This window comes from Chania multitudinisentens RB-25 (assembly GCF_000520015.2).
GTDB classification, from domain to species: domain Bacteria; phylum Pseudomonadota; class Gammaproteobacteria; order Enterobacterales; family Enterobacteriaceae; genus Chania; species Chania multitudinisentens.
Genome location: NZ_CP007044.2, coordinates 328,118 through 352,163 on the forward strand (window position 1 = coordinate 328,118; position 24,046 = coordinate 352,163).

The 24,046-nt window shown below is 53.1% G+C and carries 22 protein-coding genes and 1 tRNA gene; 11 read left to right on the forward strand and 12 right to left on the reverse strand.

Annotated features, from left to right (window positions below; translation table 11 throughout):
* Nucleotides 1-2: 2 nt before the first annotated feature.
* From Z042_RS01365 to Z042_RS01375, 3 genes are all read right to left on the reverse strand, one after another.
* Entirely contained in the window at nt 3-2,318 is a 2,316-nt protein-coding gene (locus tag Z042_RS01365; RefSeq protein ID WP_024914310.1) for a DUF6531 domain-containing protein, read from the reverse strand.
* 59 nt (nt 2,319-2,377) lie between these two features.
* Entirely contained in the window at nt 2,378-3,055 is a 678-nt protein-coding gene (locus Z042_RS01370; protein ID WP_154666860.1) for a cohesin domain-containing protein, read from the reverse strand.
* A gap of 216 nt (nt 3,056-3,271) precedes the next feature.
* Complete coding sequence (locus Z042_RS01375) at nt 3,272-3,451, reverse strand: hypothetical protein (RefSeq protein ID WP_024914308.1); 180 nt, start codon at nt 3,449-3,451, stop codon at nt 3,272-3,274.
* Between the two features lie 877 nt (nt 3,452-4,328).
* Here Z042_RS01375 and Z042_RS01380 point away from each other — a divergent pair.
* The 5 genes from Z042_RS01380 to arsA all read left to right on the forward strand — a co-directional run bounded on the left by Z042_RS01380 (nt 4,329) and on the right by arsA (nt 8,204).
* A complete protein-coding gene (locus Z042_RS01380; protein WP_024914307.1) occupies nt 4,329-4,622 on the forward strand; it encodes an ArsR/SmtB family transcription factor in 294 nt (97 codons plus the stop codon).
* Between the two features lie 66 nt (nt 4,623-4,688).
* Complete coding sequence (arsH, locus tag Z042_RS01385) at nt 4,689-5,411, forward strand: arsenical resistance protein ArsH (protein WP_037407553.1); 723 nt, start codon at nt 4,689-4,691, stop codon at nt 5,409-5,411.
* A 7-nt stretch (nt 5,412-5,418) separates the two neighbouring features.
* Entirely contained in the window at nt 5,419-5,964 is a 546-nt protein-coding gene (locus Z042_RS01390) for a sigma-70 family RNA polymerase sigma factor (protein ID WP_024914305.1), read from the forward strand.
* Between the two features lie 75 nt (nt 5,965-6,039).
* Nucleotides 6,040-6,399 (forward strand): arsenite efflux transporter metallochaperone ArsD, encoded by a 360-nt coding sequence (gene arsD, locus Z042_RS01395; protein ID WP_024914304.1) that lies wholly within the window; start codon nt 6,040-6,042, stop codon nt 6,397-6,399.
* A gap of 38 nt (nt 6,400-6,437) precedes the next feature.
* Nucleotides 6,438-8,204, forward strand: coding sequence for an arsenical pump-driving ATPase (gene arsA, locus Z042_RS01400; RefSeq protein ID WP_024914303.1), 1,767 nt, complete (start codon nt 6,438-6,440; stop codon nt 8,202-8,204).
* A gap of 56 nt (nt 8,205-8,260) precedes the next feature.
* On the opposite strand, the gene arsC is transcribed toward arsA, so the two are convergent.
* The 7 genes from arsC to Z042_RS01435 all read right to left on the reverse strand — a co-directional run bounded on the left by arsC (nt 8,261) and on the right by Z042_RS01435 (nt 16,144).
* Nucleotides 8,261-8,689: a glutaredoxin-dependent arsenate reductase gene (arsC, locus tag Z042_RS01405; RefSeq protein ID WP_024914302.1), complete on the reverse strand. Its 429-nt coding sequence runs from the start codon at nt 8,687-8,689 to the stop codon at nt 8,261-8,263.
* Nucleotides 8,690-8,751: 62 nt separating this feature from the next.
* Entirely contained in the window at nt 8,752-10,041 is a 1,290-nt protein-coding gene (locus tag Z042_RS01410; protein ID WP_024914301.1) for an arsenic transporter, read from the reverse strand.
* Between the two features lie 218 nt (nt 10,042-10,259).
* On the reverse strand, nt 10,260-10,598 hold the full coding sequence (locus tag Z042_RS01415; protein ID WP_024914300.1) for a metalloregulator ArsR/SmtB family transcription factor: 339 nt from the start codon (nt 10,596-10,598) through the stop codon (nt 10,260-10,262).
* A 523-nt stretch (nt 10,599-11,121) separates the two neighbouring features.
* Nucleotides 11,122-12,150 (reverse strand): IS110 family RNA-guided transposase, encoded by a 1,029-nt coding sequence (locus Z042_RS01420; protein ID WP_024914299.1) that lies wholly within the window; start codon nt 12,148-12,150, stop codon nt 11,122-11,124.
* 186 nt (nt 12,151-12,336) lie between these two features.
* Nucleotides 12,337-14,043 (reverse strand): tyrosine-type recombinase/integrase, encoded by a 1,707-nt coding sequence (locus tag Z042_RS01425; protein WP_024914298.1) that lies wholly within the window; start codon nt 14,041-14,043, stop codon nt 12,337-12,339.
* 226 nt (nt 14,044-14,269) lie between these two features.
* Nucleotides 14,270-14,345, reverse strand: a tRNA-Gly gene (locus Z042_RS01430).
* Between the two features lie 362 nt (nt 14,346-14,707).
* Entirely contained in the window at nt 14,708-16,144 is a 1,437-nt protein-coding gene (locus tag Z042_RS01435; RefSeq protein WP_024914297.1) for an MFS transporter, read from the reverse strand.
* Between the two features lie 156 nt (nt 16,145-16,300).
* Here Z042_RS01435 and Z042_RS01440 point away from each other — a divergent pair, with 156 nt between their 5' ends.
* On the forward strand, nt 16,301-16,660 hold the full coding sequence (locus tag Z042_RS01440; protein WP_024914296.1) for an ArsR/SmtB family transcription factor: 360 nt from the start codon (nt 16,301-16,303) through the stop codon (nt 16,658-16,660).
* Nucleotides 16,661-16,876: 216 nt separating this feature from the next.
* Here Z042_RS01440 and Z042_RS01445 read toward each other — a convergent pair whose 3' ends face one another.
* Nucleotides 16,877-17,914, reverse strand: a complete 1,038-nt coding sequence (locus tag Z042_RS01445) for a zinc-binding alcohol dehydrogenase family protein (RefSeq protein WP_024914295.1) — start codon at nt 17,912-17,914, stop codon at nt 16,877-16,879.
* Between the two features lie 107 nt (nt 17,915-18,021).
* Between Z042_RS01445 and Z042_RS26430 the strand changes: the two genes are divergently transcribed.
* Together Z042_RS26430 and Z042_RS26435 are read left to right on the forward strand one after the other, a co-directional pair.
* Complete coding sequence (locus Z042_RS26430; protein ID WP_236849207.1) at nt 18,022-18,435, forward strand: LysR family transcriptional regulator; 414 nt, start codon at nt 18,022-18,024, stop codon at nt 18,433-18,435.
* Nucleotides 18,389-18,907 carry a LysR substrate-binding domain-containing protein gene (locus Z042_RS26435; protein ID WP_236849208.1) on the forward strand — a complete coding sequence of 173 codons (519 nt, stop codon included), beginning with the start codon at nt 18,389-18,391 and terminating at the stop codon, nt 18,905-18,907. The genes Z042_RS26430 and Z042_RS26435 overlap by 47 nt, the downstream gene beginning before the upstream one ends.
* A 359-nt stretch (nt 18,908-19,266) precedes the next feature.
* On the opposite strand, the gene Z042_RS01455 is transcribed toward Z042_RS26435, so the two are convergent.
* The gene (locus Z042_RS01455; RefSeq protein WP_024914294.1) at nt 19,267-20,205 is read right to left on the reverse strand and encodes an AraC family transcriptional regulator; all 939 of its coding nucleotides are present in this window, start codon (nt 20,203-20,205) and stop codon (nt 19,267-19,269) included.
* Between the two features lie 241 nt (nt 20,206-20,446).
* Between Z042_RS01455 and Z042_RS01460 the strand changes: the two genes are divergently transcribed.
* From Z042_RS01460 to Z042_RS01470, 3 genes are all read left to right on the forward strand, one after another.
* The gene (locus Z042_RS01460) at nt 20,447-21,496 is read left to right on the forward strand and encodes an NAD(P)-dependent alcohol dehydrogenase (protein WP_024914293.1); all 1,050 of its coding nucleotides are present in this window, start codon (nt 20,447-20,449) and stop codon (nt 21,494-21,496) included.
* A gap of 25 nt (nt 21,497-21,521) precedes the next feature.
* Nucleotides 21,522-22,646 carry an alpha/beta hydrolase gene (locus Z042_RS01465; RefSeq protein ID WP_024914292.1) on the forward strand — a complete coding sequence of 375 codons (1,125 nt, stop codon included), beginning with the start codon at nt 21,522-21,524 and terminating at the stop codon, nt 22,644-22,646.
* A 168-nt stretch (nt 22,647-22,814) separates the two neighbouring features.
* Nucleotides 22,815-24,029 carry an MFS transporter gene (locus tag Z042_RS01470; RefSeq protein ID WP_024914291.1) on the forward strand — a complete coding sequence of 405 codons (1,215 nt, stop codon included), beginning with the start codon at nt 22,815-22,817 and terminating at the stop codon, nt 24,027-24,029.
* Nucleotides 24,030-24,046: the final 17 nt, after the last annotated feature.

A 24,046-nucleotide genomic window follows, 5' to 3' on the forward strand; every position in this document is an offset into this window, starting at 1 on the left:
GATTATTCTCCCTGGACGGTGCGCTCAACGCGCTGCAGGGCATCGTAATAACGGGTCTGTGCGCGGGTCAGGGTGTTCGCCGGATCTGCAATGGTTTCACGGGTGAGGTTGCCTGCCGCGTCCAGAGTGTAAGTGATACGGTTACCAAGGCTGTCGGTGATGCCCGTCAGACGCTGGGCCGCATCGTAGGTGTGGGTATAGGTCATACCATCCGGCTCAATAATCGTGTTCAGTTGTCCAACAGGGGTATAGGTGTAGCGTGTGCTCATACCTGCCACAGTTTGTTCCGTCAGGCGGCCCAGGCTGTCATAGGTGAACAGGCTGGGGATATTGTTGGGGTCCCGGCTTTCAAGGAGCCGTCCGGCACGGTCATAACGGGGGTAAGTGGTTGTCAGGCCGGCAGGCGCGGTGATGGCAGTGAGATCTCCCTGGGTGTGCGTTGCAGTGGTGGCAGGTGCATACGCATAGGTGAAGAACTGGTTGTCCGGAAGACGCCGGGTCAGGCGCTGGCCGTACGCGTTATAGCTCCATTCGGTGATGCGTGGGCTGCCGGTTGTAACCGCCGTGAAGCCTTTTCTGCCGTCGCTGTCTAGCGTGGGCTGTTCGATCTGTCTGCACAGAACAGCCAGCGGTTGCCCGTTCGGCAGGGTGGCGGTTGCCGGAGCGCAGTTGAGAATGGTATTGCCATTGGTTGGGTCAGGCTGGCCGTTATAGACCGAGGTAATGATCTGATTGGGTTGTGCCCGCTTTGTGACGAGCGGCCAGTGGGGATGCCATTCGGTACTGATTTTGCGCTGGCTGGTTCCGAGGCTGGCGGCAGCAAAAGCCGCTGTACAGTTCTCTCCGGCTGGCAGACCTTCCACCCGGGCGGTTTCGAGGTTGCGGGTCAGATCAAAGGTGCTGCAGGTTTTGGTGCTGTTGAAGTCGATTTTTTCGGTGATGTTGCCATTGGCGTCATAGTCGAATTGTGCGGTTGAGGCGGCACAGCCCGATCCGGCAGGCTGGGAGGCGGTGGTACGCCGTGCTACGCCCTGGATGGTTTTAAAGCCGTAGGTGCGCTGATTGTTCAGGGCGTCGGTGACGGTGGTGCCGGTGCTGTTGACGGTATTGAAGGTCAGTCTGACCTGATCAACGCCCCCCGCATGGCTTGAACTGGTCGCCCGTCCCTGGCAGTCATAGGTGAAGGTGGCGTAGCGGGTGGTGGTCTGATCGGTGATGCCGGTCAGCGCAGTCGGGAATCCGCTGGATTTGCCACTGCATACAGCACCGCCGTTGATGTAGGCAGACTCATTGTAGTGGTACTGCCGCTGAGTGGTGTCGGGATACTGAACGCTGGCGAGCAGTCCGGCAGGGGTATAGGTATAGGTGGTCTGTTGCCCGAGCGGATCGGTCAGTGAAATGATCCGGCCTTCTGCATCATAGGCAAGCTGAAGGGTACGCCCGTGCTGATCCTGAACCTGGGTAAGCAGTCCATCGGTGTAGGTCAGGGTCTGGAGCGTGCCTTCTGCGGTGGCAATCGACACCAGTTGGCCTTCAACGTTGTAGGTTTCAATGCTGCGGTCTTTGGCGACGCTGTAGCGCCAGCCGGAGGGTTGTCCGGCAGCGATCAGACGCTCAAGGCGGTCGGTGATATCCGCATCGCCTTTCCAGGTGCCTGCCGTATTGGAAAAATACAGCGTGCGTCCATCCGGACGGGCAATTGCGATCCGGCTGGCGCTGGCAGATTCGGTCTGAATGGCGGCTGCATAGGTATGTGTCCAGCGTTGTCCCAGCCCGGCGGCAGACGTGACTGCGCTGTTATACACCCGCCAGAATTGGAGTGGGGTTGAAGCTGACAGGGCAAGGTCGGTTTCACGCTGGTATTTGTTACCGACGGCGACATTGAGGGGGTTACCGGCACAGGTGTCGGGTGGGCCGCTGTTTTTGGAGGGGTCGGGTTCATTCAGAGGCGGCTGATAAAACAGCACCATGGAATCAGAGGCTGAACATCCCGAGACACTCCCGCTGACATTGAGGAAGTTGACACCGGGTTGCAGGGTGGCGGTTGCCGCGCCTGAACCCAGGAAATTGATCAGGGCGGTAAACTGGCCGGTCTGGTTGAAGAAGACGTTTCCATTGACGGTCGCCACCGCGTTACCGATATCACTGGGGTTGGCAAAGCCCGAGGCGGAGCCGGTCAGGGTCACGGTCGGGGTGGTGACGACGGTGCCGGGGGCGGGAGAGGTAAACCAGATGGAGCAGGCAGAAGCAGCGGGGCTGGCGAGTGCAAGCAGTGCCGCGCTGGCAGTGAGGCTCAGGGGGAGGATGCGGTGGGACATGGAGGGTCTCTCGCTCAAGACAGGAAATCAGGGACAACACAATGCTCTGACCTGAACGGTCAGTGCATGCAGTCAAAAGATGAAATGCGGCGGGAACGACGCTGCCGGACAAGCCCCATCAGCCCGATCATCAGCAATGTTGCCATGGCGGGTTCCGGCACAACGCCAATCGGTGGCGGTGCGCTGGCATAAACCGGCAGATTCAGACTGGGGGAAGCCATGGAGACAGGCAAAGGGGCATAGTTATCACTACTGCCAACGTAGAAAGCGGGGTCAGTGACATCCAGTGTGATGCTGGCAGCAGGATCAACTGCCAGCGCAATAAAATGCAGCGTGAGGCCGATAAAATCCGAAGGCTGCAGGGTGTCAAGTACCCCTTGAGAGTTGCCAGACAGGGCAAAGAGGTTAATCAGCCCACCCAGATCAACGATGTCACTCGTGAATTCCATGGGTGTTGCTTCAGAGAGGTCAAGCGGATTGTAACCATTTGAACCAAAGGAGCCGCCTATAAACTGAAAGGCGCTGGTGTCGTAGCCGATATTGAAATTGAAATAGGAAACGGCATTGCCGGGCGTGCCGCCGAGTCCGTCAAACGCCAGGGCAACCTCGACCGTATCGCCGACCAACGCGTAGCCTGTCGAAGGGCTGACCCAGCTCAAAGCAGCCGCTGATGCTGGATTTGTCGCCAGAAAGAGCACCAGCATGAAGGCGGCAGAGAGGCATTTTAGAATAGGCATGACGGGGGGTAGAAAATACGGAAAGGTTATGAATATTTGCTACGCTTTCGGCATTAGAGGGTAAATTGTGAGCAAGGTCAACCGGTTAGGCAGGAAAAGTGAAGGTTAGCACCAAGAGATATTTATTTTGATTATTGGATGGCGTTTCACTACCCATCATAAAAAAGAGGAAGGCTTTAACCTTCCTCTCACCAGACAACCGCGTGTGATTCTGCTTTACTCTGCTGTTTCCGTTGTCATCAGCAGAATCAGGGCAGAAATCTTCTCCAGCAGAATGAAGGAAAGAGATTCCTTCACCGGTGCCTGCTCGACGTGCTGCATGCTGTAGCTTAATGCGAAGCACTGTTCAATGAGTTCTTCCTGGTCCAGCACGGGAGGTTTGATCAGATTAAGCATCTTTGCCCCCTGTCTCAGTGAATGCGTTCAGGCGATGCAGGGTGTTTTCTGCAGCGGGAAATGTTTTTTCTGCCCAGGATTGGGTATGCTGGTCGACAGCCATAGCGTTAGCTCCTATAACGTTGTGGTCAGAGGCCCGGCAGTGTGTCCAGCACTGTCGGGTCTCGCGCATTCAGGAGTCGAAGTTTCGGCTCCTGTACAGATCACCCTAAGTTAACTTTGAAACACGATCAAGCGGTATGTCGTTTACTTTGTGTACAGCGTAATCTTTATCGAACACATCGTGACAGACTCATACTCACCCCCTTAAAAAGGCACTAAAAGGCGAATGGAAGGGGCAGTAAGGGGAACGGCCCTATCCATAAAAGGCCAAAAAGGAAAGGGACTCCAGCTTTTCAAGCCTCCGTAGTGCCCGCTTTCCCCTGCCTGTGATTGCCCTGTCTGTGCAGGGCTCGGTGTTTTTGATTCCCTGGCGTTGATGCAGGTTCACCCTAGCGCAATGGTGTCACGGTGTGAAATGGGTTGTGACGATCAGTTCCTGCTTATTGATCGGTGGCGTCGATCAATCGCTCCAGTGCTTTCTGGCGGGAGGCATTTTATACCCAGGGTCTAGTTCCGCTGTCTGCCGCTGTGTTCCGGTTCATTTATCTGTTATTGGAGCAATACGGCGTGTGCCCCAGAGGATCATCAGCCAGAGCACTGACGACGGAATAGAAGACAATTAATACACTGGCGCGTCAGACGATCAATGCGGAACAGGGGCTCGGCCGTATTCAGATTACGGTGATGTATTGGGGACGATAGAAATTCTGTGAGTTTACAATCATGATTATTTCTAATATTCTAGAAATATAGTTTTTTTGCAGTGAGAGCCTAGATGAAACTAGAAGCTGTCGCAAACGCCCTGAAGGAGCTGGGGCATCCGACCCGGCTAAGTATTTACAAAGCACTGGTCAGGTCTGGAGAGAATGGGCTTCCCGTTGGGGAGTTACAAAAACGGTTGGAGATCCCCAACTCGACCTTAAGCCATCACATTTCTGCCCTCGTCTCCGCTGGTTTGCTACAACAACGCCGCGAGGGTCGTATTTTGTACTGTGTGCCGCAATACGAAGTGCTCAGCCAGATTGTGTCCTTTCTGGTTGAGGAGTGCTGTGCCGAGCAAGAGCGATAAGCGTACTTAGTCGAATTGATTATTTTTAGTTCCAGTGGCCGTCTGTGTCAGGAGAAGTAAGACAAAATGAGTAACCTGCTTTCCACATTAAATAACGTTGATCAATCCCTGCTGGATGTGGCTATTTCAGAGGACAGGTTTTCCGGTAAAAAAATCGGTCATGCCCCCCGTATTCTGATGCTGTACGGTTCGGTCAGAGAGCGTTCCTACAGTCGGTTTGCAACAGAAGAGGCCGGTCGTTTGTTGACGGCAATGGGGGCGGATGTGCGTATTTTTAATCCGTCTGGATTGCCGCTGCCAGATGATGCTCCCGAGACACATCCTAAAGTAATGGAGCTGCGGGAATTAGTGATGTGGTCTGAAGGCATGGTGTGGTGTTCGCCTGAACGCCACGGTGCGATGACGGGCATTATGAAGGCTCAAATAGACTGGATCCCCCTTTCAGCCGGTGCTGTTCGTCCTTCACAGGGAAAAACGCTGGCCGTGATGCAAGTCAGTGGTGGTTCCCAGTCGTTCAATGCCGTTAATCAGATGCGTATCCTTGGGCGCTGGATGCGGATGATCACGATCCCGAATCAGTCCTCTGTTGCCAAAGCCTGGCAGGAGTTTGATGAAGACGGGCGTATGAAACCCTCGTCCTACTATGACCGTATCGTCGATGTGATGGAAGAACTCATGAAGTTTACCTTACTCACCCGTGGCAACGCAGACTATCTCGTTGATCGTTACAGTGAGCGCAAAGAAAGCGCAGAGGCGCTGTCGGCTCGCGTTAATCAACAGAAAATCTAGGCCAACAATGAAAGCACTCCACCAGTTTAATCGTTGTATGACCACCTTCTGGGCTCGGCATCAGACTGAGTTCCACCGCTTCCTGAAAGCCAAAACGGGGGACAATGATTTAGCCTTCGATTTACTGCAGGAGCTTTTCCTCAAGGCCAGGGCAGCCTCTGATACCTTCTGCCAGATGCAAAACCCCAGAGCCTGGCTGTATACCTGCGCTCGCCATTTGTTAATTGATACGCATCGTAAAGCCAAACCCTACCAAGCGCTCGACGATTCACTTTTTTCTCAGGAAGAGAGCCCATCCGCCATCACATCATTAACAGAATGCCTGCCCGTGGTGCTTGAAACGTTGAGCCAGGAAGAGCGTGAGGTCATTGAGCTCTGTGACTTGCGACAATATAAGCAAAAAGAAGTTGCGGCACTGAAGAATCTGTCACTTCCTGCGGTTAAGTCACGTCTCCTGAGGGCCAGACAGCATCTCAAACAACAGTTGATAGAGCTCTGCGCGAACGAGATGGATGAGCGATCTCATGTCTGCTGCGATAAAAAAATATTCTGAAAATGTGAATCCTTTTTTGACCTCATTCGTTTACCTCAATGTAAGACTACCCACAACTTCATTGAGGATCAAAAAATGTCAAAAATTGAAATCTTTGAACCGGCTGGCTGCTGCGCAACCAGTAGCGTCGTTGTTAATCAAGACGCAATTACTTTCAGTACCGATATCGAGTGGTGCAAGAATAATGGGCTGGATGTTATCCGTCATAACCTGTCCAAAAATCCACAAAGCTTCCTGCAAAACGAGGTAGTCAAGTCATTCCTGAATACTTCTGGTGCGGACTCTCTTCCCTTGACGCTGTTGGATGGGAAGGTTGTCATGGCAGGACGTCTCCCCACCAGAGCCGATTTTGCCCGTTGGACCGATACGCCCTTAACAGCAGAAACAACCGCAACTCAGCAACCTTCCTGCTGCAGTATTCCCCGCCTGCCGTAACCCCCGTAAGAATGCGATAACGTGAGAAGAGGTTCAGTATGAAAATTAATTTTTTGGAAGGGATTACACCCTTTATTTTCTTTACCGGGAAAGGGGGCGTGGGGAAAACGTCGCTGGCGTGTGCGACAGCCGTTTCTCTGGCGGACAGCGGCAAAAAGGTGCTGCTTGTCAGCACTGACCCGGCATCCAATGTCGGTCAGGTATTTGACCAAAAAATCGGCCATCAGATTGTGGCCATCACCAAGGTGGCCAACCTGTCAGCGATGGAAGTCGATCCGATGGCTGCGGCACAGGCCTATCGAGACCGCGTGTTAGACCCGGTCCGCGATGTGATGCCTAAAGACGTTGTACAAAGTATTGAAGAACAGCTATCCGGCTCTTGCACCACTGAAATTGCCGCCTTTGATGAGTTTACGGGCCTGCTTACCAATGCTTCTCTTCGGAGTGATTTTGACCATGTCGTTTTTGACACGGCACCTACCGGTCATACTATTCGGATGCTGGAACTCCCCGGCGCGTGGTCAGGCTATCTTGAAGCCAACCCTGACGCTGCAGCGAACCTGGGGCCGCTCATTGGGCTGGAGAAACAGCAGGATCAGTATGCTGAGGCGGTTGCCGCACTGTCTAACCCTGAACTGACTCGTCTGGTACTGGTTGCCCGAGCCCAGGCTTCAACGCTGAAAGAGGTCTCTCACACTTATGAGGAACTCTACAATATTGGTCTGAAGCAGCAATATCTGGCAATCAATGGCATCTTGCCTGCCGAGGCGGCCACAGATGACAGGCTGGCCGAAAGCATCATTGCCCGAGAGAAGAAAGCCTTGAGTGACATGCCGAAGAATCTTTCCACGTTACCAATGAGCCAACTGCCATTAAAACCCTTCAATCTGGTCGGTCTGGAGGCGTTGCGCAAACTGTTCACCGATAACAGTAGCGAAAGGCTGGAAACCGTCCGCGCTGATCAGCAGGATCTGACCTCCCCTAAATTGTCTCAACTCGTCGATGAATTGAGTGCATCCGGAAAAGGCCTTGTGATGACCATGGGTAAAGGTGGTGTCGGTAAAACCACCATTGCGGCCTCTATTGCAGTTTCTCTCGCACAAAGAGGGCATAAAGTGCATTTAACCACCTCTGACCCTGCGGCTCATTTATCCTATACCCTGGATGGCAGCCTGAATAACCTGACCGTCAGCCGGATAGACCCGAAGGTAGAGACCGAGAAGTATCGCCAGTTTGTTCTGAGTCACCAGGGGAAGGGACTGGATGCTGAAGGGCTGGCTGTTCTTGAGGAGGATTTACGCTCACCCTGTACCGAAGAGATTGCCGTCTTCCAAGCCTTCTCGCGGATCATTAAAGAAGCCAAGGACCATTTCGTCATTATGGACACTGCACCAACAGGTCACACGCTGCTACTGCTGGATGCCACCGGTGCCTATCATCGTGAAATGGTTCGGCAGATGGGGCGAAGTGGCGAACAGTCCTTAACCCCCATGATGCAGCTTCAAGACCCTGAGCAGACGAAAGTGGTGATTGTCACGCTGGCAGAAACCACACCGGTACTGGAAGCGGCCAATCTGCAGGAGGATCTGCGACGGGCAGAGATTGAACCCTGGGCATGGGTAATCAATAACAGTCTGGCGGCTGCAGCGCCCAGCTCTCCCTTTCTGATTACCCGAGCAAATCGGGAACTGCCCCTGATTGCTGAGGTTGAAAAGAAATACGGCCACCGGATCGCTGTCGTTCCTCAACAGTCAGCAGACCCTGTCGGGTTGATTCAACTACAAAGGTTGGCTGACAGCGAATAACCTATTCAGCGATACAAGGCACGCAACACACCGCGTGCCTTCAATACGTTATCTTTCTATTTCTCTACACGTTTTCCTTGCGCATCCACCACTTGTTCACCATCTTCCTTGGTGAAGGCCCCGCGTTGTGCATCGGGCAAAATGTCCAGCACCACCTCAGAAGGTCGGCACAGTCTGGTTCCCAATGGCGTGATCACAATCGGGCGATTGATCAGGATGGGGTGCTGCAGCATGAAATCGATTAACTGGTCATCGCTGAAGAGATTTTCTGCCAGCCCGAGTTGCTCATACGGTTCGACATTCTTGCGTAGTAAAGCCCGTGCCGTGATCCCCATATCTGCGATCAGTTGCACCAGTACGTCGCGGCTTGGTGGTGTTTCCAGATACAAAATCACTGTGGGTTCGGTGCCACTGTTGCGGATTAACTCCAGCGTGTTACGCGATGTTCCACAGGCCGGATTATGATAAATAGTCACATTGCTCATCGTGATGCTCTCTTAGTGAAACGCCAGCCAGTCATACCGACTAGCATGGTTGTTTTAAAAAATCACAGGGAAATGGATAACCGCAGGGCCAGTGCCGCCAACGTGACAAACAGCACCGGGAGCGTCATGACAATCCCCACCCGGAAGTAATACCCCCAGGTGATGGTCATATTTTTTTGCGACAGTACATGCAGCCACAGTAAGGTGGCCAGGCTACCAATCGGGGTAATTTTCGGTCCCAGGTCGCTGCCAATCACGTTGGCGTAAATCATCGCGTCTTTAATCACACCGCTGGCAGCACTGCCATCAATCGACAATGCCCCTACCAGAACGGTTGGCATATTGTTCATGATGGAAGACAGAAACGCCGTCAGGAACCCGGTGCCCAGTGTGGCAGCCCATAAGCCTTGCTCGGCAAACTGGTTCAGCAACGCGGAAAGGTAGTGGGTCAGCCCGGCATTGCGCAGGCCGTATACCACCAGGTACATGCCCAGCGAGAACACCACGATCTGCCAGGGCGCACCGCGCAGCACCTTGCCGGTATTAATGGTATGCCCTTTCTTGGCAACAGCGAACAAAATCAGTGCCCCTACGGCGGCGACCAAGCTGACAGGGACGCCTAACGGCTCCAGGGCAAAGAAGCCGACCAGCAGCAGAACCAGCACCAGCCACCCGCTCTTGAAGGTGTTCATGTCTCGAATGGCCTCTTTCGGTGCGTTCAGCAGGGAAAGATCGTAAACTGCCGGAATGTCTTTGCGGAAAAACAGATGTAGCATCACCAGTGTGGCGGCAATTGCAGCCAGGTTAACTGGCACCATCACTGCCGCATATTCAGTAAATCCGAGTTCAAAGAAATCTGCCGAAACAATATTCACCAGGTTCGATACGATCAGCGGCAAACTGGCGGTATCGGCAATAAAGCCCGCTGCCATCACAAAGGCCAAGGTTGCGCCACGGCTGAAGCCCAGCGCCAACAGCATGGCAATTACAATCGGTGTCAGGATCAATGCAGCACCATCATTGGCAAACAACGCCGCTACCGCCGCCCCCAATAGGATAATGTAGGTAAACAGCAAACGCCCCCGGCCATTGCCCCAGCGCGCCACGTGCAGTGCGGCCCATTCGAAGAAGCCTGATTCATCCAGCAACAGGCTGATGATAATCACGGCAATAAAGGTTGCTGTGGCATTCCAGACAATCTGCCAGACGATGGGAATATCACCCAAATGAACAACACCTGTCAGTAAGGCCAGAACCGCTCCCAGCATTGCACTCCAACCGATACCCAACCCTCTGGGCTGCCAGATGACCAGTACAATGGTCAGGACAAAAATAGCACCTGCCAACAACATAACGCCCCCAAAAGGGCAAGAGCACACTCTTACCCGGAAAGTTAAACGCCGCCAGCCAAATGGCTCAAACACGCAATACTGATTGATTCTTCCTCAACACAATGCCAGCTTATGCTCTAAACACGCTTTCATTGATTTCTTCCTATTGTTTAGTTTATGTTTTTCTTTGCCAACACATATGAAAAAACATATATAACTAAGCAAATTTTTTTAACGTATCAGAAACAAACTGCCTTGCCGCCCATAGCCGTATTACCTGCCAACAAAACGATTTTATCTCGTTGACTGAGATAGGCTTGTTCAATCACGTTTGCAGCCCAGGCAGGAATATGAGGTGACAGGCGATAGTGAACCCACTTACCTGCGCGGCGATCCAGCAAAATATCAGACTCTCTGAGCATTGACAGATGCCTAGAGATCTTGGGTTGAGATTCCTTTAGCATATTACAAAGCTCACAAACGCAAAGCTCCCCAGACTCCCGTAACAACAAAACAGTATTCAGACGGGTTTCATCTGACAGGATTTTGAATAGCTGTAGCGGCGTGAGTGTCACCATCAAGACTCCAAAGCGAGATACTAAGAGTGATCTTATGCTTCTTAAGGCCAAAGTCAATTATATATTTGATTTTTCGTATATGAAAAATTAGAAAATGCCAGCCTTTAAAAATATTTAAAGAAGAAAGATAAATATAAAGCCAGTATTATTTTTTCATAAAAAATATAAATTAAATATTTTATATGAATATATTTTCATTTCTGCCAAGGCTATTTTATACCCCCGTACATGGACGCCTCCAGTTTGCCAAGCATTCAATTCCTGACGGCATAAAGGTAAAGATTGCACCCGTACATCCGGACTTTACGTGCAGCCGCTGCTGCTGTCCCTAATGGAGTGTGCTGGCTGGCGCCTCAATTGGGTATGCGCACACTTTGTGTGCCGGGGGTATAGCGGGCTGTGCCAACCACGGTCTGACCTGTTTTGCCATCATTTCATGACTGCCTGAGCAATCGGTAGGATAGGAACTATTCTCCGGTTATATTTGATGAGCTTAATTCGCCATTTACTCTGACTAGCCTGGTTATATAAGCGCAGGCATATAATCAGACTGGAAGGTTCTGTCATGGGTCAGCAATGCCCAAACGATCCGTGCATTTTTGTTGGCCAGTGCAATTGCTGCCACATTAGGGTTGCGCCGCTGCAGCAGTTTGTAGAGCCAGCTGTTCTTGTCTACAGTCTGTTTCGCTCTGAAGATCACCGCCCGTGCGCCATGGATCAGCATTGTCCTCAGGTATGAATCACCCCGTTTGCTTATTCCCAGCAGGACGTTTTTACCCCCACTGGAATGCTGTCGGGGAACCAGTCCCAGCCAGGCGGCAACCTGCCGTCCATTGTCGAAGCTTTTTGCATCCCCGAGTGTGGCGACCAGTGCACTTGCTGTAATCGGCCCGATTCCGGGGATCTGCTCAAGTTTGCTGCTGGCTTCACTGGTTCGATGCCAGAGTCTGATTTGTTTCTCCAGTTCATCCACCTGTTTGTCGAGTTCTTTCAGATGCGCCAGCAGTCGCTGTATGAGTTGCCGGAAGGGGCCGGTCAGCTCACCGGCGGCCTCTTCAAGCAGTGCAGGGACACGTTTGGCGATGCTGGCGATGCCCTGCGGGATAATGAGTCCAAACTCACCGAGCAGTCCCCGGATCTGATTGGCTTGGGCAGTACGCGCTTTCACAAAACCCTGACGGGCACGGTGCACTGCCAGAACGGATTGTTGCTCAATCGTCTTGATAGGCACAAACCGCATGTTCGGCCTTGTCACAGCTTCGCAGATGGCTTCAGCATCTGCCGCATCGTTTTTATTGCTTTTGACATAAGGTTTGACGAACTGTGGCGCCATCAGGCGTACCGTGTGACCCATCGCCTGCAGCTTGCGCGCCCAGTGATGTGCGCTGGCACAAGCCTCCATCCCGATCAGGCATGGGGGTAAGTTGATGAAGAAGGGTGCTATCTGGTCACGTCTGTACTGTTTCTTCAGTATGGCCTTGCCGTGTTCATTGATGCCATGGAACTGAAATACGTTCTTTGCCAGATCAATACCAACGGTTGTGATCTTCATGGTGGACGCTCTCCTGCTTCGAGTGGTTGATCAATACCTCCACTTTGGCATATCGGTGCCACTGTGGGTGGAGGCGTCCATTCCATTGGGTATAGCGCCACGGTATACCACCCTGTTCCGGTTCCCCTGTCTGTTTGGAAACAGTACGGTGCATGCGCCGTACTGTTCTGACTGGTTTATGGTGTGTCAGGTCCGCTGCAGCTGGCGGCACAATTCCCGGGTAAGGGTTTTAAGGTTCTGCGCGGTAAGCTGGTCAATGACGGCCCCGCCCTCTTCTTCCAGGGGTTCAGTTAAAGCATGGTAGAGGTGCCAAGGGTCGGTGCCTTGAGTGTGGGTCAGTATGTGTTTAATCAACGGAGCCTTGCCGAGACTCAGGGCAAGAAGCCGCCCGGCTTTGATGTCGCGGGTGATCTGGTCGCGGGATTTTCCGGCGAGTCGAGCGAAGGCGGGAAGCGGAAGGTTGTGTGCGGCTTCGAAGGTTTCAAGCTGTTTGGCCCGTTGGCGCTGGATGTCGGTGAGCATCGGCTGGGGGCGCTGTTCTTTGCGCGAAATGATTGTGAGGATGGGGTTGGGTGCATTCTGCGCTTGAGCAGCAGTTTCTTGCTGCTGACTGTCGGGCTGGGACGGTACAGGTTTCGGCTTTGCTGGAATGACGGGGACAGGTTCTGTTTGTCCGTTCTGTGTGCCCTCTTGTTCCCACTGGTCAAGGCGGTCGGCCCAGTCCTGCATCATGCTCCGCCGTTGTTCGATGTAGGCGGCGTGGTTGTAGGCGGCACGGATTTTGTTGGGGTCGGCGTGGGAGAGCTGGGCTTCGATCCATTCGCCGGGGTAGCCGAGTTCGTTCAGCGCTGTTGAGAGGGTGGCGCGGATGCCGTGACCGGTGAGGCGGTTGGTGTAGCCCATGCGTTTGAGGGTGCCGTTGAGGGTGTTTTCGCTGATGGGCTGTTTGGGGTCGCTGCGGCTGGGGAGCAGGTAGTGCTGGGCCGAGGTCTTTTGCTGGAACAGGTAGTCGATGATGAGACGGGCCTGTCGGGTTAATGGGACGATGTAGGGAAGCACCGCTTTCCCTTCTTTGGTCTGGCGCTGGAGTTGTTTGACGTTTTCCGGGGGGATGAGCCAGAGGTTGTTGGGGAGGTCGAACTGCTCAGGGGTGGCGTGGCGGAGTTCGCCAGTGCGGACACCAGTCAGCAGTAACAAGCGGATGCCAAGCTGGGTTATCAGGCTGGGGTACTGGTGCAGGGTGTGCAGGAACGCCGGGAGTTCGTGCATGTGCAGGTAGGGGTTGTGAGCCACCGGCGGTTTGGGGTGCGCGACGATGTTGAGTTCGGTCGCCGGGTGGGTGTCGAGGTTGTGTTTGACGAGCGCGTAGCGGAAGAGTTGTTTGAACCAGGTGCGAACTTTTTCAGCAGTGGTGTAGGCCCGGCGCTGTTCGATGCGGTTCAGGACATTGAGCAGGTCGGTGCGTTTAATGTCGTGGATGGGACGCTCTCCGAGATGCGGGAGGACGTCTTTTTTGAAGATGCGTTCGATTTGTGAAAGGGTGCTCTGGCGGCCTGTTTTAAGGCTGAGGGCGCGAAAGTCATACCAGTGCTGGTAGACGGTGTGAAAGGTGAGAACAGAGGGTGAAGTCTTAGGCTGGCGCAGGGTGCGCGGGTCGATGCCCTGCACCACAAGGGTTCGGGCTTCGTCACGGCGCTGACGGGCGGCTTTAAGGCCGATGGCAGGATAGGTGCCGAGTGACAGACGTTTTTGTTGTCCGTGCCAGTGGTAACGGAAGAGCCAGGCTTTGCCACCCTGCGCTCTGATGCTGAGTGAGAGTCCGTGACTGTCGTACAGGGTGTAGTCTTTGCCGGTGGCGCGTGCCTGTCGCACGGTGATTTCGGTGAGGGCCATAGGGCTGCTCCTGATTGGGGGTCAGGAACGGATTTTTGGCTCGTGCGATTCGGGTTTCCAGCAACAATCCGCACTCCCTGCACTCCGCTTTTTGTGGACAGGTTTGTGGACTGCTGTGTGCCGGATTTTGGTGGAATCCGCTGATTCCCGCTGGAAGATGAAAACAGATTTAACGTTTTGCTTTCAGGGAGTTATGGCGTTCGACGGAACGCCATAAACATAATCTTGGAGCGGGAAACGAGACTCGAACTCGCGACCCCGACCTTGGCAAGGTCGTGCTCTACCAACTGAGCTATTCCCGCATTGAGATGCTTACAGCATCCGGTCAACAAATAACACGATGACCTTTGAAATTCCAAGAGTGCCTGGAAAACTCACACCCTTTTTTAATCTATTGATATTTAACCGTTTTTAACGAAATAATCTATCAATATGGGCTGCATTATCTACTAATAGTTCAGCCTTAGCAACCCCCTTATCTCAAGAAAGATCGCCATCTTAAGCCAAATGCTTACTTTATGATCATGATAGTTTTAACTACCACCTCCATAACGGCTTTTGGGAACCAAGCCAGCTCAGGAAAACGACCAGCCCGATTGTACCGAGCTGGCGCAGTGCTATAACAGCGAACTATTTTATATAACGCTTAATCCATCTCGTCATATTAGGCCTCCACACCCGACTGCGCAGAATTCTGCCTCTTATTCGGTAAAGTCAGTGCCACCAGCAGCCCCAACGCCATACCGATCGCCGCAAGATAAAATGCCTGTTGTGCTCCTTGTGCCAGGCCACTACGCAAGAGTTCTCCGCTTACCCCTGACAACCCAGAATTGGCTAAAGCCACCAACACTGCAAGACCTATCGCATTACCTACGTTAAGCGTGGTTGATGCCATACCCGAAGCGATCCCCTGTTCATGGTGGGCTACCCCTGTACTGGCTGCAATCCACATCGCCGTCCATACAATACCCTGACCAATACCGGACACAATTAATCCTGGTAAAATCATCATATAGCTCGCATTGGCAACAGCAGCCTGCGCCATCGCCAGCGTTCCAGCAATGCCAATGAGGCTTCCCAGTAACAGCGCACTGCGCGTTGCCAGGCGGTTTACCAAGCGGGCACCCAATTGCGTCCCCATGAAAATTGCCAACGATGGCACAATAAAAGCCAGCCCTGTCTGCAAGGCCGTGTAGCCGAGTACATTTTGGAATAATACGGTCAAGAAATAGGGTAATGCACCAAAACTGCCCATATACAGGAAGGTAATGATCATACCTGCCACGAGGCTGCGGTTATTAAAGAGTCGTACTGGCATCAATGGATCACGACTACGTATTTCAATAAACGCAAAGACCAGTAACAATAAGATTGCCAGTACCAGAGCTACCACGATAGGCATAGCATCCCAGCCATCTTCCGGCCCCTGTACCAGCGCATAAACCAGCAGTGTTGCCCCTGTTGTCACCGTCAGTGCTCCAGGTAGATCAAAACTGCGCCGCTCCTGGCTAGTGGTATCTTTGGGGATCACCAGAAACGCGGCCACAATGGCAATACCAGCCAGCAGCACGTTGACAAAAAAGACTGAAGGCCAACCAAAAGTACTGGTCAGCATTCCCCCCGCCAACGAACCGAGCGTCAAACCACTGGCTCCTGCCCCACCCCAGATCGCCAGAGCACGATTTCGTGGTGCCCCTTCATTAAATAACCTGTTAATAAGCGACAGAGTAGAAGGAAACAATAGCGCCCCACCAATACCTTGCACTGCACGCGCGACAATGATGACCGCTGGGCTCCAGGCAAGCCCTCCAACTAATGATGACAATGCATAAAGCCACAGAGCAAAGATGAACATACGCCGCTGCCCCAGCAGATCAGCAGCACGTCCCCCCAACAATAAAAAACCGCCACAGAACACCGTATAGGCACTCACCACCCACTGCAGCGTCTGCTCAGAGAAACCCAGGCCCGCACCGATCTCAGGTAAGGCCACAAAAACAATATTAATATCCAGCGAGATAATCAGTTGGGCAAAAGCTAGCAAAGCCAGGCTCCAGCCCAAAGCATGGTGTTTGGCTGTTGGGGAAGAAATTGAAGACATAAAGAACACTCCAAGCAAAAGGCTAATGTACGAGTAAATACGAACAATAAAACTGTACGTATTTACCAGTACAATTGTCAAGCACCATGCTTATCACCAATTTTCATATCTGAGTTTCTGTTTGACTGTCCTCGTACTATTCGATATGTTGTCAAAATGACTGCTAATCATCCTGACCGTAACCAAATTCACTTGGAAAACGTCCTCACTGCACTGGGTAATCCACTACGTCTAACCGTAGTGCGGGTACTTGCGGGTGGCGGTGAGCATTCTTGTGGCTCAATATTGCAAGGTATCTCGAAGTCCACTCTGACACATCATTGGCGGGTACTGCGTGACAGTGGTGTGATCTGGCAGCGGCCTTACGGGCGCGAAAATTTGCTGTCTTTGCGCCGCGAAGACCTGGATGCCCGTTTTCCCGGTCTACTTGATTCATTACTGCAAGCCGTTCAGAACGATCCTGTCACTATCGAAACCACAACGAAAAATATCGCCCCAAAAACTGACGCTTCTTAGCGCGCGTTTATCACCCTCAACTGTTCGTTGAAGCCCCCTTAAGAGCAAAGACACGTGCAGTCAGTTGATAAAGAAATTTATTCGATGGGCCTGTCTGTGGGCTTAAATACTCTGAATGCCCAAGCATATCTCTTTTTATATCGTGTTAAGGAAAGCAGGAAATGATAGAGAACTCCCTTTCTCTATACACCTACATTGCTGCTTCCTGCCGCTGTTTTAGGCTATTGCATCCGCAACGACAACCTTGCCGATCGTATCACCTGCTTCCACCAGCCGATGTGCTTCACGCATAGATTCCGCATTCATGGGTGTGATGGTTTTTGTCAACGTTGTCTGCAATAGCCCCTGATCTATCAGCTCAGCCACTTTACCCAATATCTGATGTTGAACAATGAGATCACGGGTCTGAAACAGTGGCCGTGTAAACACCATTTCCCAGTGTAATGACAGGCTTTTAGCCTTGAGTGGAGCTGCGTCGAAAGATAAATGGTCATCAATCACCCCCAGTTTTCCATGTGGTTCCAGCAATTCGATCAGCTCTGGCAGATGGCTGGCCGTATGCGTCAGCGATGCAACATGTGTCACACTCGGCACGCCGAGCGAACGGATTTGCCTACTAAGTGAATGACGGTGATCAACAATATGGTGTGCGCCCAGAGACAGGCACCAATCCTGGCTTTTCTGACGTGAAGCGGATGCAATAACGGTCAATGTTGTTAAACGACGAGCAAGCTGGATGAGCATGGAACCAACCCCTCCGGCTCCCCCGACGACCAGTAGACACCCTGCCTCGCCGTCGGCCATCTGTTCAAGCCTTCCAGTCGGTTGTACTCCCAATCGTTCAAACAATAATTGCCATGCTGTCAATGCTGCAAGTGGAATGGCGGCGGCCTGAGCAAAGGTTAGGCTGCGGGGTTTTGCGCCAGCAATACGTTCATCGACCAAATGAAACTCGGCATTGCTGCCGGGCAGATGGAAAGAGCCAGCATAAAAAACTTCATCACCCGGTCTGAACAATGAAACCTCAGCCCCCACCGATTCGACGACACCACTGGCATCCCATCCCAGCGTGCCAACCGTATCCGGTACCATCACCAGGCCGCTACGCACTTTTGTATCCAGCGGATTGACAGAGACGGCCCGAATACGCACTAGCAAATCGTGGGGACCAGGTTTGGGAACCTCTGTTTCAATATCATACAAAGCGTGCGGATCGCTGACCACGCTGCCTTTCCGATATGCAATCGTTTTCATACATGCTCCTTTTCCAGAAAAAGGAAAGAATATCCCGCTACCGAATCAGGAAAAATACTGATAAATTTGTTTCTTTAATGACATTCATGTCATGAATTGGAGTGTTCGTGAATTATCTGAATGGCGTTTCCCTGTTTGTACAGGTTACCGAATCTGGCAGTTTCGTTGATGCCGCACGTTTGGCAGGCATCTCTCCATCGGCCGTCAGCAAGAGTATTTCACGACTCGAACAGCGCCTTTCTGTCAGGCTTTTCCACCGTAGTACCCGCAGTCTTTCATTAACAACCGAAGGAAAAATTTATCTCGAAACCTGTCACAAAGTATTGGCTGAGTTACAGTCCGTGGAATCAAAACTGGGTCAATCCATCGTGCAACCTCAGGGCGTATTGCGGATCAGCCTACCGATGGTCAGTGGTTTTTTTACTCCCGATCCTGTCAGATTTCAGCTCCCGTTACCCTGCTGTGCAATTAGATATGGAGTTTACCGATCGCCTGGTCGATATCATTGCCGAAGGGTTTGATATCGTCATTCGCACAGGCCCCCTTCAGGACTCCAGGCTCTCTGCGCGACGGCTGCTCGGTTTCAAAGGGAAAATCGTTGGCTCACCGGGCTATTTCGATCGGAAAGGCATCCCTGTACATCCATCCGAACTGGAACACCATGCATGCCTGCACTACCGCTTCCCCCATTCTGGAAAAACCGAAAAGTGGTGTTTCTCATCGGAAGCCAATATCAAAGAACTCAGCCTGCCAACGGCAATGATCTGCAATAGTCTGGAAGCCCGTATTCATTACGCAAAACAGGGAGTGGGCCTTGCATGGGTACCTGATTTTTCTGTCAATACCGCGTTGGAAGAAGGTTCACTGCGGAGCGTGCTAGACAGCTTTATTGCCCACACGGATGCCTTTTCAATGGTTTGGCCTTCCGGCAGACAGACAATACCCAAGCTACGGACATTCATTGACTTCATGAGCTCACACAGGTCGCTCTAAAATAAAATCGGTGGTGGTTATGAGGGTTGCCTTTGGCAGACTATCAGCCCGGTTGTGCCATTCTGACAGCCCTCTAGCTGCATGTTTCTTGTTATGCCGCATCAAGGGCGCGCTGTAACTGCAACCGACAAGGCCGAAGGCCGTATCAGGGGATTCGCTAGAGTCACGTAGCGGTTTCATATGGATGAAACGGAATCACCGAGCCATGACATTTCCGATGCCCCCATCCGAACCAGCAGTTGGCAGGCTACGTAAAATGCTTTTTTGCTCGTTTTACGTCATCGGTCTGCTTAAGTATGAACCAGTACACTTCAAACTCCTGTATCACACTACGTATACCGTTTAACGGTACGTTACTGCTACTGTGCCATCCCCCTGCGACGCAGGGCATCAATATCACGCTTTGGTGGCACGCCAAAGAGACGGCCATATTCACGGCTGAACTGCGATGGGCTCTCATAACCAACAAGGAACGCTGCGCTCGCGGCATCAAAACGCTCGTTTAGCATAAGCCGCCTTGCCTCGTTCAGGCGCAGCCATTTCTGGTACTGCAAGGGGCTCATCGCGGTCAGCAAGCGGAAGTGGTGATGCAGGGTTGATGTGCTCATTTGCGCATGGGTCGCGAGTTCGTCGATGCTTAACGGCTGGGCATAATTTACCCTCAGCCAATTGATAGCCCTGGCGATTCGATGGCTCTGATTGCCCACCGAGGCAATCTGCCAGAGGCGTGCGGCCAGGTCGCTCGTCAGCAAGCGGAAATGAATCTCCCGCTCAATGAGTGGTGCGAGCACCGCTATCGCATCAGGCTCATCAAGCAAAGCCAGCAAGCGCCCGAATGGTTCCAGCAACGCCGGTGTCATCGTGCCCAGAGCCGTGCTCCTCTCGTTAGTGCGCTCACGGGGGGGTGGCAAGCCGCTCTGTGCAATGAGCTCTGCCATCACCCGAAAATCCAGCTTGAGCGCCAAGCCCAGACAGGGCTTGGCCGTGTTCGCAGCAAGAACCTGTGAACAGGCTGGAATATCGAGTGAATTGAGCACAAAATTTCGGGTATCGTAGGCAAACGATTGGTCGCCAATCAGCAGTTGTTTAGCGCCCTGAACCACAAAAACGAGGCTGGGTTCGATCATGCATGCGCAGGGTTCGCTCAGCGCTTCTCTCCGAAAGAAGGTTAGATTCTTGATCAGGGTTGAGCAATCACCTTCTCTTTTGAGCCATTTTCCAATGATATCGGCCAGATCCGTGTGCATAGCACTCAACAACGGATCAGGGTGTTGCTCAAGCGGTTCTTGAACCAACATAGGCATCTCCCAGAATCTTCCACGATTCAAGAATACACCAACGCCTCCCGAGTGTCGTATACCCCTTCGCAATGCCGGAGGATCAGGCAAGAAATGTGCAGGATTCTGCTATCGAAAATCTGAGCGATAAGCCGAAGATACACTCATCAGTAATACATAGACGAAGGACGATGGTTTAACAGATATCACCAAAGTCCATATCGGCACGCTTTATTTCCAATAACCACTGAAGGAATGCACCATGAAAGTTAATGCCTATGGCGCTTATGCCGGTGACAAACCCCTTGAACCCTTGCAGATCACCCGCCGCACACCGGGCGCGCACGACGTGCAGATCGACATTGCCTACTGCGGTATCTGCCACTCTGACTTGCATCAGGTACGTACCGAATGGGCCGGCACGCAATTCCCATGCGTTCCCGGCCATGAGATCGTTGGGCGTGTGGTTACCGTCGGTGCGCACGTCTCGGGATTCAAGCCGGGCGATCTGGTTGGTATCGGTTGCATTGTCGATAGCTGCAAGCACTGCGAGGAATGCGATGCTGGTCTGGAAAATTACTGTGACAACCTGATCGGCACGTATAACTTCCCAACGCCAGACGAACCCGGCTGGACTCTAGGTGGCTATTCACAAAAGATCGTCGTACACGAACGCTATGTGCTGCGCATCCGCCACCCGGAAGAACAGCTTGCTGCTGTGGCACCGCTGTTATGCGCGGGCATCACCACTTACTCGCCGCTGCGCCACTGGAACGCAGGGCCTGGCAAGAAGGTCGGTATCGTCGGCATAGGTGGCCTGGGCCACATGGGTATCAAGCTGGCGCATGCGATGGGCGCACATGTGGTCGCCTTCACCACGTCCGAATCCAAACGCGCAGATGCCAAGATGCTGGGGGCGGACGAGGTGGTAGTCTCGCGCAACGCCGATGAAATGGCAGCCCATGCCAAAAGTTTCGACCTGATCGTCAACACCGTAGCAGCACCGCACAACCTGGATGCCTTCCTGGCGCTGCTCAAGCGCGATGGCACCCTGACGCTGGTGGGAGCACCCGCTTCGCCGCACCCTTCTCCCGAAGTGTTCAACCTGATCTTCAAACGCCGCTCCATCGCCGGTTCGATGATCGGTGGCATCCCCGAGACCCAGGAAATGCTCGATTTCTGCGCCGAGCACGGCATCGTCTCGGACATAGAGTTAATCCGCGCCGACGAGATTAATGCTGCCTACGAACGGATGTTGAAAGGCGACGTCAAGTATCGCTTCGTGATCGACAACGCCACCCTTACCGCTTGAATACGGCTTATTCAGAGGAGTCTCTATGACCAAGAAGAATGAAACCGGCAACACATTCGCGGGTCAGAGTGTAACTGACCCAGGACGCCGCAATCTGCTGAAAGTGACTGGCGCTGGCATTGCCGCCTTGAGCGTCGGGGTGCTCGCCACGCAGCACGCTTTCGCGCAGTCGCCACCCATTCAACTCGGCGACAAATGGGACAAAACCTTTGCCAAAAGCGACCAAGTTGACCACCAGAAAGTCAGCTTCAAAAATCGCTACGGCATCACCCTGGCGGCCGATCTGTACCAGCCGAAAAACGCCCATGGCAAATTGGCCGCGCTTGCCATCAGCGGCCCGTTTGGGGCGGTGAAGGAGCAGTCATCGGGTCTGTATGCACAAACCATGGCGGAACGCGGATTCGTCACGCTGGCTTTTGATCCGTCCTATACCGGGGAAAGCGGAGGCACGCCGCGCGATGTCGCCTCACCGGACATTAACACCGAAGATTTCAGCGCAGCGGTGGACTATCTCGGCCTGCTGCCTTTTGTTGATCGCGAGCGTATTGGCATCATTGGTATCTGTGGCTGGGGCGGTATGGCGTTGAATGCCGTCGCCGTAGACAAACGCGTGAAGGCGGTCGTCGCCAGCACCATGTACGACATTACGCGCGTCATTTCCAAGGGCTACAACGACAGTGTGACACTCAAACAACGCACGCAAACGCTGGAGCAACTGAGCCAGCAGCGGTGGGTGGATGCGGAAAAGGGAACCCCAGCCTATCAAGCTCCCTACAATGACTTGAAGGGGGGCGAAGCACAGTTCCTGGTGGACTATCATAACTACTACAGAACGCCGCGCGGCTACCATCCACGCGCGGTCAATTCAGGCAATGCATGGACGGTTACCACACCGCTCTCGTTCATCAACATGCCGATCCTGACCTACATCGCGGAAATTTCGCCGCGCCCGGTCCTGTTCATCCATGGCGAAAAGGCACATTCACGCTATTTCAGCGAAACCGCCTATGCCGCGGCGGCAGAGCCAAAAGAACTCATGATTATTCCAGGTGCCAATCACACGGATTTGTACGACCAAATGGCCGTAATTCCGTTCGACAAGCTGACTGCGTTCTTCAAACAGCACCTGGTAGCGACAAGCCCTGCATGATGGCTTGAAGCAGACGGGGCACCCACGACAGGAGCCGGAGCCGGAGCCGAACTGAATTCAAACGTGCTCCGGTTATTTTGACGCGTAGCTGTTTTTCACTTCGTCATGCTCGCCCACTCGGACACGCATAGCGATTTCCTATAAGCATCAAAACATACGAAGAATTTCATGGCACCTGACATTTCTAACGCCTCTATGGAGAGCACAATTGAAACGAGTGATAGACCCGCTTACTGGAGCGGCGTCTTCGCCATGTCGCTCTGTGTATTTACACTCATTGCCTCCGAATTCATGCCCGTCAGCCTTCTGACACCGCTCGCCACCGACCTGCGGATAACCGAAGGAATGGCTGGTCAAAGCATCACGATATCCGGTGCATTCGCGGTTCTGACCAGCCTGTCGATTTCAGCGCTGGCTGGCACCATGGACCGCAAGACGCTGTTGCTGGTACTGACCGTTCTAATGGGGATCTCCGGCGCTATCGTGGCGCTTGCACCAAATTACCTGATTTACATGGCTGGCCGTGCGCTTATTGGAGTAGTAATCGGTGGCTTCTGGTCCATGTCGACCGCCATGGCGATGCGCCTGGTGCCCTCTGATCAAGTACCCAAAGCTCTGGCCATCTTCAACGGTGGTAACGCACTGGCGACGGTGATTGCTGCACCACTAGGAAGCTACCTGGGTTCCATCGTCGGATGGCGCGGCGCGTTCTTCGCTCTGGTGCCCATGGCGCTGATCACCTTGACCTGGCAATGGATCGCCTTGCCATCCATGCAGGCAGATGCACGCACCTCTGGCTCCAGCAATGTGTTCAAGGTGCTCAGGAACCGCGCCGTCGCCTTTGGCATGGCAGGGTGTGGCGCCTTCTTCATGGGGCAGTTCGCCCTGTTTACTTATCTGCGTCCCTTTCTCGAAATCATCACGCACGTCAGCGTTTCCACCTTATCGCTACTGCTGCTGGTCATCGGTATAGCAGGCTTTATCGGCACCCTGGTCATCAGTACGATCCTCAAACGGAGCTTGTACGCTCCGCTTATCACCATTCCGATCCTGATGGCAGTGATTGCCGTAGGATTAATTCCGCTCGGAGCCTGGGTTGTTCCGGTGACCGTGCTGCTGAGTCTGTGGGGATTGATGGCAACGACCATGCCGGTGGGTTGGTGGAGTTGGATTGCACAAGCCATGCCGAACAACGCCGAGGCAGGAGGAGGGCTGATGGTGGCCGTCATCCAGTTTGCCATCGCATTGGGCTCGACCGTTGGAGGGGTACTGTTCGATATCCGCGGATACCAAAGTACCTTTGTAGCCAGCGCAGTTATGCTGCTATTCGGTGCTTTCCTGGCCTTTCAGACATCGCGCGCACAAATACAGCAGGGCATCTGAGCCATGCCTATATAGCA

Bases quoted from the DNA above. Each gene is read 5' to 3' on its own strand.
- Z042_RS01365 (WP_024914310.1), bottom strand. From the start codon at position 2,318: ATGTCCCACCGCATCCTCCCCCTGAGCCTCACTGCCAGCGCGGCACTG.
- Z042_RS01370 (WP_154666860.1), bottom strand. From the start codon at position 3,055: ATGCCTATTCTAAAATGCCTCTCTGCCGCCTTCATGCTGGTGCTCTTT.
- Z042_RS01375 (WP_024914308.1), bottom strand. From the start codon at position 3,451: ATGCTTAATCTGATCAAACCTCCCGTGCTGGACCAGGAAGAACTCATT.
- Z042_RS01380 (WP_024914307.1), top strand. From the start codon at position 4,329: ATGAAACTAGAAGCTGTCGCAAACGCCCTGAAGGAGCTGGGGCATCCG.
- arsH (WP_037407553.1), top strand. From the start codon at position 4,689: ATGAGTAACCTGCTTTCCACATTAAATAACGTTGATCAATCCCTGCTG.
- Z042_RS01390 (WP_024914305.1), top strand. From the start codon at position 5,419: ATGAAAGCACTCCACCAGTTTAATCGTTGTATGACCACCTTCTGGGCT.
- arsD (WP_024914304.1), top strand. From the start codon at position 6,040: ATGTCAAAAATTGAAATCTTTGAACCGGCTGGCTGCTGCGCAACCAGT.
- arsA (WP_024914303.1), top strand. From the start codon at position 6,438: ATGAAAATTAATTTTTTGGAAGGGATTACACCCTTTATTTTCTTTACC.
- arsC (WP_024914302.1), bottom strand. From the start codon at position 8,689: ATGAGCAATGTGACTATTTATCATAATCCGGCCTGTGGAACATCGCGT.
- Z042_RS01410 (WP_024914301.1), bottom strand. From the start codon at position 10,041: ATGTTGTTGGCAGGTGCTATTTTTGTCCTGACCATTGTACTGGTCATC.
- Z042_RS01415 (WP_024914300.1), bottom strand. From the start codon at position 10,598: ATGGTGACACTCACGCCGCTACAGCTATTCAAAATCCTGTCAGATGAA.
- Z042_RS01420 (WP_024914299.1), bottom strand. From the start codon at position 12,150: ATGAAGATCACAACCGTTGGTATTGATCTGGCAAAGAACGTATTTCAG.
- Z042_RS01425 (WP_024914298.1), bottom strand. From the start codon at position 14,043: ATGGCCCTCACCGAAATCACCGTGCGACAGGCACGCGCCACCGGCAAA.
- Z042_RS01435 (WP_024914297.1), bottom strand. From the start codon at position 16,144: ATGTCTTCAATTTCTTCCCCAACAGCCAAACACCATGCTTTGGGCTGG.
- Z042_RS01440 (WP_024914296.1), top strand. From the start codon at position 16,301: ATGACTGCTAATCATCCTGACCGTAACCAAATTCACTTGGAAAACGTC.
- Z042_RS01445 (WP_024914295.1), bottom strand. From the start codon at position 17,914: ATGAAAACGATTGCATATCGGAAAGGCAGCGTGGTCAGCGATCCGCAC.
- Z042_RS26435 (WP_236849208.1), top strand. From the start codon at position 18,389: ATGGAGTTTACCGATCGCCTGGTCGATATCATTGCCGAAGGGTTTGAT.
- Z042_RS01455 (WP_024914294.1), bottom strand. From the start codon at position 20,205: ATGTTGGTTCAAGAACCGCTTGAGCAACACCCTGATCCGTTGTTGAGT.
- Z042_RS01460 (WP_024914293.1), top strand. From the start codon at position 20,447: ATGAAAGTTAATGCCTATGGCGCTTATGCCGGTGACAAACCCCTTGAA.
- Z042_RS01465 (WP_024914292.1), top strand. From the start codon at position 21,522: ATGACCAAGAAGAATGAAACCGGCAACACATTCGCGGGTCAGAGTGTA.
- Z042_RS01470 (WP_024914291.1), top strand. From the start codon at position 22,815: ATGGCACCTGACATTTCTAACGCCTCTATGGAGAGCACAATTGAAACG.